The organism is Acidocella sp., from assembly GCF_013044125.1.
Classification (GTDB): Bacteria; Pseudomonadota; Alphaproteobacteria; order Acetobacterales; family Acetobacteraceae; genus Acidocella.
The window spans coordinates 1-8,890 of sequence record NZ_JABEVC010000222.1 but is presented as its reverse complement, the minus strand read 5'-3'; the positions used below and the strand labels follow the sequence as shown (position 1 = coordinate 8,890).

Genomic DNA, 8,890 nt, shown 5'->3' with positions numbered 1-8,890 from the left:
TTGGTTTTGTTGCCGGTTTTAAGGTTGCGCATTTCCACCTGGATAAAGGCGCCGCCTTTGCCGGGGGTGATGATCTGCTGCTTGAGCACGGTCCAGCGGTTGCCTTCGTGTTCGATGACCTGACCGGCGCGGATGAGGTTTGCCTGCTGTTTCATAAAAGAGCTCTGCCTGAAAATACAAAAATGGATTGCGATGCGGGGGCTTACGCCGCCGCAGGCTTTTGGGCAAGCCGGGGGCGCTTTTGCACGGCTTGCGGGATGAGAAGATTACGGGGGTAAAAATTTTTAACGTGTTTTCCGGCGCTTGATTAACGCGCGATTCATGCGGTGAGCCGTAGGTTTGCACGACTTCAGGTCGTGCGCGGGCCGCCCAGGCGTCCCCGCCTTAAAGGACACGTTCTATGGTTTGCCATGATGATACGGCCGGGCCCCAGTGGAAGACAGGATTGATGGTCGGCTGCGCGGCCCTCTCGCTGGGCGGGGGGCTGGTGGCGCCGGCACGGGCGCAGAGCGTGATTGCGAGCAGCCAGAGCGCCACCGTTGATCTGGCGGGTTACGGCGCGGGACCGGTGAGCATCACCTCGGGCACCACGCTGGCCAGCGGCGGATGGGCGGTGCTTGAGGATACGCAAGGCTCGGTCACGCTCAACAACGCGGGCAGCCTGGATGCCGCGAGCGGGATTGGCATTTATCTGAGCGCGGGCGGTGCGGTGGATAACCAGGCCACCGGTGCCATCCGCGCCGCCACCTACGGCGTTTTGGCCCGCGATGCCGCCATCAGCGTGAGCAATGCCGGGGTGATTGCCGGGGGGGATGACGGGGTGAGCCTGAATGCGGGCGGCAATGCCGCCAACGCGGCGGGGGGCAGTATTTTTGGCGCGCATATTGGTGTTTATACCGGCAATGGGGTGGGGGTTGTCGCCAATCGTGGCGTTATTTCGGCGCGCACCGGCGATGCCGTTTCGCTCTATGCGGGCGGCAGCCTGAGCAATACGGCGAGCGGGCAGCTGCTTGGCGGATATTCGGGGGCGTTTGTGGGCGGGCGCGGCGCCTCGGTGCAGAATGCTGGGCTGATCAGCGGGCCGGTGTTTGGCGTGTATCTCGCCGGGCCGGACAGCCTGAGCAACAGCGGCACCATCGCGGGGGGGCTGGCCGGGGTTATCGCCGTGGCGCCGGGTGCGGCGGTGACAAATACCGGGCTTGTGCATGGCATTACCGCCGGGGTGCGCCTGGGCCGGGGCGATACGCTGACCAACAGCGGCAGCATCAGCGGTGCCACCGGGGTGTTGGTGAAAGGGGCTGGCGCCAGTGTTTATGATACCGGGCTGATTGCGGGTGCGGGCGGTACGGCGGTGCAGTTTGAAGGCGGGGCCAGCAGCCTGACCTTGGGCACTGGTGCTGGCATTGCCGGCACCATTGATGGCGGCGGCACGGACAGCACGATTACCCTGACCGGCAGCGGGCAGCTGACCAGCGATCTCGCCAATTTCGGCGCGGGGGGCGTGCTGAACGTGGCGGCGGGGGCGGATTGGACGGCCGTGGGCAACTGGGCGATGGGCACGGTGAGAAACGCCGGGACGTTTCAGCCCGGCACCATTGGCGCGGCGCTGAACATCACGGGAAATTTCGTGCAGCTCTCCAGTGGCACGCTGCGGGTGGTGGTCAGCCCAACGGGAGTGTCGCAGGTTAATATCAGCGGCACGGCGCTGCTGGGTGGCCGGCTGGTTTATGTGCTGGCGCCGGGCAATTACACACCGGCGGCCGGGGCGTTCCTCACCGCCAATGGCGGGTTGAGCGGAAGCTTTGCCAGCGTGAGCACGCAGCTCGCGGCGGGGGAGGCGGTTGTTTCAGGTAATGCCACCGTATTGGCGGCCGACCCGCCGGGGGTCTTCAGCTACCGGCTGGGTGCATTTTCGGTGGCCCCGGCGGATGACGCGCTGTTCGCGCGCGCGCGGCAGGCGATGGCGCTGGATGCGGGCCGTGCCAGTGATGAGTTGCTGGATCAGGCGCAGGATGCGCCGGCCGCCGCTTGTCCGCGCGCGGGCGCACTGCCGGGCGGGCGCGGCGCGCAGGCGGGCATTGCCCAGGCGCTGGCCGGTGGGTTCTGCGGCGCGGGCGGCTGGGTGGCGGCCTCGGGCAATGCCATGAACCAGCCAGGGAGCTATAACGCGCAGAGCGCTGGGTTTCTGGCAGGGGTAGGCCGCGCGGTGAATGACGAGGGCACCACGCTGGGGGTGGCTGTGGGGTATGATGCCACGGCGCTCAGCGATGCGCAGGGCGGCACGGCCAGCGCGCAGACCATCCGCCTGGGGGTTTACGGGGTGCAGAATCTGGGGCGCTTCGTGCTCTCGGGCGATGTGCTGGGCGGGTTCATTTCCACCAGCCTGGCGCGGGCAACCGGGGTTGGGGCGGCATCGGCGCGGCCGGATGGCCGTGTGGTTTCAGGCGGGGTGCGGCTGGCCATGCCGCTGCGCCTCGCGGGATTTGGGCTGCTGCCATCGGCCGGGGTGAGTGTGGCGCGGTTGAGCCTCGGGCGGTTCAGCGAGACCGCGCGGCAGAGCGCGTTTGCGCTGAGCGCGCCGGGCGCATCGGGCAGCAGTGTCAGGCCATATCTGCGCTTGGCGGTGAGCCGCGATTATGCGGGCGCGGCGGGTGTGGTGTGGACGCCGCAACTGGGCCTGGGGGTGGATTACGAGGCGGGCGATCCGGGCCGGGCGATGCGCGTTATCGCCGCCGATGGCAGCGCCTATGCCGCGGGCGTGAAGCGGCTGGCCCCGCTGGCCGGGGAGGTGATGGCGGGTGTGAGCGCCGGGCGGGGCAATATGTCGCTGGTGGTGCGCTACAGCGCGCAGGTGGCGGGAAACTGGACCGCGCAGACCGCCGAGGCGGCGCTGCGGCTCGTTTTTTAGAGCGGAATTTTACCCAGCCCGCCGGGGCGGTCGTAAATATAGGTGGGCAGGGCGGTGCCGCTGATGTTGCCGCGCAGCCTGGCCAGGATCTCCCGCCCGCGCTCAGGGGCGACATGGAAGCGCGCGGTGCCGGGGGCGGCATCCAGCTGGTGCAGGTAATAGGGTTTTATGCGCGCGCGCAGCATGGCGCGGAACAAATCGCCCAGGGCTTCCTCGCTGTCATTCACGCCGGCGAGCAGCACACTCTGTCCGAGGATGGGGATGCCCAGGCGTTGCAGCTTGCGCAGGGCGATCACGGCGGCATCGGTGAGTTCGGCCGCGTGGTTGATATGCGCGGCGATGAACAGCGGTTTTTCAATGTCCAGCGCAGCGGCCAGGGCATCGGTGATGAGCGATGGGTCGGCCACCGGCACGCGGGTGTGGATGCGTAAAGTCTCGACATGCGCGATGGCGCCAAGGTTTTGCAGAATGCCGCCCAGGCGGCGGGGCGAGAGGATCAGCGGGTCGCCGCCGGTGAGGATGACCTCTTTGATCTCCGGATGCGATTGCAGATAGGCGTAGGCGGCGGTTAGTTCGGCATCGCTCAGCAAGCCGCCGTCCGGCCCCACCTGCTCGCGGCGGAAGCAGAAGCGGCAATAAACCGGGCAGGCCAGCAGGGGCTTGAGCAGAGCGCGATCCGGGTAGCGGTGCACGATGCCGGGAACGGGGGAGAGTGCTTCATCGGCGATGGGGTCGGCGCTCTCATGCGGCGCGGTGATGAGTTCATCGGCATGGGGGATGAACTGCCGGCCGATGGCATCGTCGGGCGTTTGGATGAGCGCGTGCAGCGCCGGGGGGAGGGCGATGGCGTAGCGCGCGGCGACCGCCTCCAGCGCCAGGCGCGCGGACTCGCTTGCCAGGCCGGAGCGGATGATGTCTTCAACCGAGCGCAGCGTGCGGTTTGGGCTTATGATACCGTCGGGCATGGGCGGCATGTAGAGGGAGAGTGCGAATGTCTCAAGCTTGGGAGCGGCTGGAAGACCGCATGGCGGCACTGCGGCGGCGCAACCTGCTGGCGGCCGGGGTCCGGGCGTTTTTTGGCGCGCGGGGATATGCCGAGGTGGAGACGCCTTATGCGGTGGCGGCGCCGGGAGAGGAGGTGCATCTGCGCGCGGTGCGGGCCGGGGCGGGGTATTTGAACACCAGCCCGGAATTTGCCATGAAAAAGCTGCTGGCCGGGGGATCGGGGCCGATTTTTCAGCTGGCGCGGGTGTGGCGCGATGAACCCTGGAGCGACACCCATGCGCCGGAATTCACCATGCTGGAATGGTATTCGCTGCGCGCCGATATGGGGGCGCTGATGGACGAGACCGAGGCGCTGCTGCGCGCGGTGCTGCCGCCGGTGGTGGAATGCCGGGGGGTGCGCACGAGCCTGGAGCGCTTTGAGCGGATTAGCGTGGCGGAGGCGTTCGAGCGCTATGTGGGGGCCGATGTTCTGGGCACCGCGGGCGACGCCCCGGCGCTGGCGGCGCAGGCGGGGACGGCGTTGCGCGAAGGCGAGGATTGGGAGGATTTGTTCTTCCGGCTGCTGCTGGAGCGGGTTGAGCCACAGCTTGGCCGCGAGCGCCCTACATTTCTCACCCATTTCCCCGTGGCGCAGGCGGCGCTGGCCAGGCGGGATCCGGCGGATGCGCGGGTGGCGGAGCGCTTTGAGCTGTTCGTGTGCGGGATCGAACTGGCGAATGCGTTCGTGGAACTGACGGACGCGCATGAGCAGCGCGCGCGCTTTGTGGCGGAGAGGGCGCGCCGGCATGCACTCTACGGGCCGGATTGGGAGATGGACGAAGGGTTTTTGAGCGCGGTGGCGAAGCTGCCGCCCTGCGCGGGGATTGCGCTGGGGTTTGACCGGCTGGCAATGCTGGCCACCGGAGCGTTGCGAATTCGTGACGTTTTGTGGCTGCCCGGATAGAGCGGGCGCGTGGGACGCGGCATTTTTTTCGCCGCATATTTTTTGTTAAGTTTCGTCCGGTATTATTTTTTAACCTGCGCGGATAATCCGTGGGGGAAATGTTTTATGAACGAACTATTTTTACGGCGCAGCCAGCCCGGCTGGAGATGCGGACTGAGTTGGGGTGTCCTAAAAAACATACATTGAATTTGAAAAGATATGACAATGCTGCGTTTGTTTATAATTAGAACATTTGTTACTATTAAGTAATAGCGCGTGGAGTTTTCATTGCGGCTTTGAACGAAGTGTTCATCGCGAATAATTTATTGAAAAAACCGGAAACACACGCGGTTTTGATTCCTTGATTGTTCCCGAAGCCGCCCGATGCGCCTAACGCTATGCGGCCGGGGTGTTTGCGATCCACGGTAGAAAAACAATGTGAAATTCAAGCCAGTATGAAACGAAATTTTGCACCCCGGTTCCGTGATTTTCTGTCCAGCCGCCGGGGAACGATTGCGCTTATTGTAGCGCTTGCCGCACCTTTGCTCATCGCGGCGACCGCGCTCTCGGTGGATGTTGGATTTTGGTATCAACAGCAAGACACGTTGCAGAGCGCAGCTGATGCCGCCGCGCTGGCCGCCGCCCATGCCGCTAATTATGGGGCGGACAGCGTGGAAAATGTTGAGCCGCTCGCCCTGGCGGCCGCGAACATGGCCTCAAACAATCAGTTCAGCCTGACAAGCGCGCAACTCGTGCTCTCCAATCCGCCGGTTCCGGCCTCGGCCAGCGGCACCAAGATTACGGCCTGGCAGGCGACGGCGACGATCCCGCGGGGGAGTTTTTTTTCCGCGGTCAAGGGGCTGGGGCTGCCGGGAGAGCCGGCGGGAACGCAATCGGCGACCGCCGTGGCGGATATGGTTCAAAAGACTGGTTCGAGCTGCCTGATCTCCGAGGGGACCATCGTGGTGAGCGGCGGCGCCAGTATTGTGGGCTCAAACTGCGGCATAGCCGCCAACGCCACATCCTGTCCTTCAATGACCGTGACCGGGTCGGGCATCATTCAGGCAACATCCGTGGTCACCGCGGCCAGCTGCGTCAGCGCGCCGCAGTATTCCGGGTATATCGGCACGGACCCGAAGGACCCGCCGGGTGCGCCGGATACGGTTATGTTGAATACGAACACGCCTGATCCGCTGGCCGGACTGAACGCCGGGAACGTGGTTTTATGGAACCCCGGCTGGAGCGTGCCGGCCGCGCCGGTGGAGCATGGCAATGCTGTCACGCCAAATCTGGGGTATAATACATGGGACCAGGCCGGGGTGGGGGATTGCACCCAGATGGGGGGGGATTATTCCGCGAAGTGCGAGCTCTACCCCAACTACCTGACGGGTATGAGCAATGCCGGCGTGGCTGATCTGGTTTTGAATGAAGGTGTTGCCAATGGTTCGACCTTTATCACGGGCGGGCTGCGTGGGCAGGCGAACAAAAACTTGACCATGAACGGCAGTAATTATTATATCAATGGCGGTATGAATTTTACCTCCGATTCCACATTTACGCTTGGCAGCGGCACGCAGAGCGTGCCGGTTTCGATGGTGGTGAATGGCGGCATGTCTCTGACCAACGGCACGGCGACGCTCAATGCCGGTACTTATTATCTCACGGGTGCAACATCAGGCACCAAGGTTACCGGCTGGGGGTTGCTCACCAATGTGCCGTCGGTGAGCATCGATGGTTCCAACTATTATGTGGATGGTGGCGTGAACCTGGCCGGTGGCACGACGGCGACGGCGATAAGTTCCGGCCTGTATGAGTTCAAGGCGTATTCGGGCAACTCGGATGCTGCCAATGGTTCCGGCGGTGCTTTTTATGCCGCGCAGGGCGACCTGACGATGGGCAGCACGCCGGTGGACGGCACGCCGCACGCCCCCGCGACCTATTACTTTGATGGCGGTTTGAACATCAGCAATGGCACGAGGACTGTCGTGCTGAATCCAGGGATCTATTATATCCGGAATGGCGATCTGATCATTGATTCCGGCACAAACGTCACCGGTGTTGGTGTTACCTTCGTGCTGGAAGGAACGGCGGCTTATATTTTTAATGGCGGCGCCACGGTGAACATCACCGCGCCCACTGACGACTGTGTTTCTCCCGCGGATTATCCAAAAACAAGCTATGAAAACCCCAATTCTCCCTATGACGGCACCAATGGCGAGGGCATTTGCGGTATTGCGATCTACCAGGCCAGGGGCGATACCGCGACGGATATCGTCAATGAGGGCGCGGCCAGCACGTTTAACGGCGGCATTTATGCGCCGTCGGCGCCGTTGACGATGTCCGGCGCGGGGGCGCTGAATATTTCGACCACCGGGGTTCCCGGGCTTGTCGTTGCGGCAATCAACGATAGCGGTAGCGGCAATATCAAGATTGCGGAGACGTCAGGCGATGGAGGAGGGGGTGGTGTCACCATGTCCACGGCTTTGCTGGTGCAGTAGCGGCACTTTGGCGGGGGCGTTTGTGACATTTTGAAGTCGGGCGGAAAAGATGCTTCCGTTGTGCTAATGTCTGGCTGAATTGTCAGCGTTAACGAGGGTGATATGCGCTACGGTATTCTGGCTTTTGTGGTTCTGGCGGGGTGCGCCACCGGCCCCAGCCTGCAAACCCGCATGGCGGCTTATATTGGCGCGGATGAGCAGACGCTGGTGAACCAGTTTGGCGTGCCGGATAAGCAGATTACGGTGAACGGGACGACCTATCTGGCCTATGAGCAGCGCCGGGCGGTGAGCGTGCCGGGGGCGTATCTGGGCGGGGTTTACGGGCCTTATGCCGGGCCATGGTTTGGCGGCGGGTTTTATCCGCCGGTGTATGATTCAATGATGCCGCCGCGGGTGCTGGTTTATGCCTGCGAGACGACCTTTTTATTGAAGGGCGGCAAGGTGGTTGACTTCACGCTGCGGGGGAATGATTGCGGGTGAGAGCCCCGCGCGGAGCGGTTATGCGGATATAAACGCAGAGCCTGCCGTGCGCGGCCAAGCGGCGGTTTCGCTCACCTCGGCTTCCCAAGGTGAGCGAATGCGATTCGCGGCAAATACGAAAGAGAGATTGCCGCGCGCTGTTACGAGTGCAGCGTGTGCAGATAGGCGATGATGTCCTGCGCCTGGGCGGTGGTGATCCGGCCTTTCCAGGCGGGCATCGGCTGGTCCAGCCGTTCGTTGTCTTCATCATGCGCGGCCAGGATCGCGCGCAGAAGCAGCTTGTTGCTGTGCCGGTAGGTCTTCTCCAGACCCGGCGCGCGCAGATCGGCCGAGACGGAGCCGCTGGCGAATTTCACGCCGCCGGCGCCGCTGGCCAGATGGCATGAGGCGCAGTTGGTGGCATAGAGCTTGGCGCCCATGGCGGCATCGCCCTTGGTTTGCGCCATGGCGGGGCTGGCCAGGGCGGCGGCGGCGAACAGCGCCGCCAGGGATAGGGTAAAGCGGATTTTTTGTGACTTAAACATGCATTCCTCTGGTGTTGCGTAACGAGGGTAGCACGGCTGATGGGGGAGTTTTATGATGATTGCGTGTTATTTTTTCAATATTGCGTTGGCTACCACCTGTTGGATGCCGGTGGCGGCTTCAGTCGCGGCGGCGGCGGCGACATCGCCCCAATAGGGGGTGATGTCCGTGAGGGCAAGCGGGTGTAACTGTGTGACCTGGCCGATCTTGCGGTGATTGGCGTCCTGCACGCTCCAGTCCAGCTCGACCATGACCTGGCCGTTCTGCCCAGGCGTCACCACAATGTTGCCGGTGACGGTGAAATCCGCCAGGGCCGGGTTGGTGACCACCACATCGTCCGGGCCGGGCAGGTCGCGCGCGAGGTTGAGCGGCAAAGAGTGGTTGCCATCGCCCGGCGCGCCGGTGACGGGGCCGATATAAATGCGGGGCGGCCGGTTTTCCAGCGATTGCGGGTTGCTGCCCTGGATGCGCGCGTTGATGGCGGCGAGCATCTTGGCGAGCGCCGGGGCATCGGCGGCGGCGGCGGCGTTGAGGGCGTTGGGGTCGCCCTGGGTC

General features: G+C 63.8%; 6 protein-coding genes and 2 pseudogenes. 4 read left to right on the top strand and 4 right to left on the bottom strand.

Translation table 11 applies throughout. From position 1 onward, the window contains the following. Positions 1-155: pseudogene (locus HKL97_RS13615) on the bottom strand (elongation factor P); the annotation flags it as partial. Between the two features lie 293 nt (positions 156-448). Here HKL97_RS13615 and HKL97_RS13610 point away from each other — a divergent pair. Then, positions 449-2,908, top strand: a complete 2,460-nt coding sequence (locus HKL97_RS13610; RefSeq protein WP_291426288.1) for an autotransporter outer membrane beta-barrel domain-containing protein — start codon at positions 449-451, stop codon at positions 2,906-2,908. Here the strand turns inward: HKL97_RS13610 and HKL97_RS13605 are convergent. Continuing rightward, a complete protein-coding gene (locus tag HKL97_RS13605) occupies positions 2,905-3,873 on the bottom strand; it encodes a lysine-2,3-aminomutase-like protein (protein WP_291426286.1) in 969 nt (322 codons plus the stop codon). The two genes, HKL97_RS13610 and HKL97_RS13605, sit on opposite strands and share 4 nt — an antisense overlap. Before the next feature lie 26 nt (positions 3,874-3,899). On the opposite strand from HKL97_RS13605, the gene epmA reads away from it, so the two are divergent. From epmA to HKL97_RS13590, 3 genes are all read left to right on the top strand, one after another. Then, a complete protein-coding gene (gene epmA / locus HKL97_RS13600; protein ID WP_291426284.1) occupies positions 3,900-4,856 on the top strand; it encodes an EF-P lysine aminoacylase EpmA in 957 nt (318 codons plus the stop codon). 434 nt (positions 4,857-5,290) lie between these two features. Continuing rightward, positions 5,291-7,333, top strand: a complete 2,043-nt coding sequence (locus tag HKL97_RS13595; protein WP_291426282.1) for a pilus assembly protein TadG-related protein — start codon at positions 5,291-5,293, stop codon at positions 7,331-7,333. Between the two features lie 102 nt (positions 7,334-7,435). Next, the gene (locus HKL97_RS13590; protein WP_291426280.1) at positions 7,436-7,813 is read left to right on the top strand and encodes a hypothetical protein; all 378 of its coding nucleotides are present in this window, start codon (positions 7,436-7,438) and stop codon (positions 7,811-7,813) included. 140 nt (positions 7,814-7,953) lie between these two features. On the opposite strand, the gene HKL97_RS13585 is transcribed toward HKL97_RS13590, so the two are convergent. Then, positions 7,954-8,337 (bottom strand): cytochrome c, encoded by a 384-nt coding sequence (locus tag HKL97_RS13585; protein WP_291426278.1) that lies wholly within the window; start codon positions 8,335-8,337, stop codon positions 7,954-7,956. A gap of 66 nt (positions 8,338-8,403) precedes the next feature. Beyond that, positions 8,404-8,890, bottom strand: a pseudogene (locus HKL97_RS13580) (hypothetical protein); the annotation flags it as partial.

Excerpts from the sequence above, each read along its gene's own strand:
- HKL97_RS13605 (WP_291426286.1), bottom strand. The coding sequence starts at position 3,873 with ATGCCCGACGGTATCATAAGCCCAAACCGCACGCTGCGCTCGGTTGAA.
- HKL97_RS13585 (WP_291426278.1), bottom strand. The coding sequence starts at position 8,337 with ATGTTTAAGTCACAAAAAATCCGCTTTACCCTATCCCTGGCGGCGCTG.
- HKL97_RS13610 (WP_291426288.1), top strand. The coding sequence starts at position 449 with ATGGTCGGCTGCGCGGCCCTCTCGCTGGGCGGGGGGCTGGTGGCGCCG.
- HKL97_RS13590 (WP_291426280.1), top strand. The coding sequence starts at position 7,436 with ATGCGCTACGGTATTCTGGCTTTTGTGGTTCTGGCGGGGTGCGCCACC.
- epmA (WP_291426284.1), top strand. The coding sequence starts at position 3,900 with ATGTCTCAAGCTTGGGAGCGGCTGGAAGACCGCATGGCGGCACTGCGG.
- HKL97_RS13595 (WP_291426282.1), top strand. The coding sequence starts at position 5,291 with ATGAAACGAAATTTTGCACCCCGGTTCCGTGATTTTCTGTCCAGCCGC.